Origin of the sequence: Streptosporangium carneum (genome assembly GCF_027922005.1) — a bacterium.
Lineage (GTDB): Bacteria > Actinomycetota > Actinomycetes > Streptosporangiales > Streptosporangiaceae > Streptosporangium > Streptosporangium carneum.
Genome location: NZ_BSEV01000147.1, coordinates 1 through 543, shown reverse-complemented (window position 1 = coordinate 543; position 543 = coordinate 1). Strand labels below are relative to the sequence as shown.

The 543-nt window shown below is 61.5% G+C and carries 1 protein-coding gene; it reads right to left on the bottom strand.

Features of this window, described 5'->3' with window-relative positions; genetic code table 11:
* Positions 1-514 (bottom strand): TonB-dependent receptor plug domain-containing protein (locus PKF00_RS45045; RefSeq protein ID WP_271223795.1); only part of this gene is annotated, 514 nt, incomplete at its 3' end.
* Between the last annotated feature and the right edge of the window lie 29 nt (positions 515-543).

Sequence of the window (543 nt, the reverse complement as noted above, 5' to 3'; positions counted from 1 at the left end):
CGAACTGCACGCCCATGCGCTGGGTATAGCCCAGGCTGGCCATGACATTGCCGCGACCGTTGTCGAGATTGGTGCCCAGAAGGACGGACAGATTGTGCTGTTCGCCGTCCGACTGTTCCGACGCGCGGCCCTCATAGCTCAACTCCACGCCTTCAAAATCATTCTTCAGGATGAAGTTGATCGCGCCGGACATGGCATCGGAGCCGTAGACCGCGGACGCCCCGCCGGTGACCACGTCGACCCGTTCGAGCATGTTCACGGGAATGGTCTGGGTATCGACGGTGCCGGCCAGCGAGAACGGCGTCAGGCGTTTGCCGTCGACCAGAACCAGGCTTCGATTGGTCCCGAGGCCTCGCAGGTTGATCGATGCGGCGCCGGAGGTGCCATTGTTGACGTTCTGGCCATCGCCGGGGATCGTCGATGGAAGATTGCGGAATATCCGCTCGATATTCGCCTCTTGCTGGAATTCCAGTTCGACTTCGCTGACCGATGTCACCGGGCTGCTGGAGACCACGTTGGGGGACTGGATACGCGTGCCGGTGA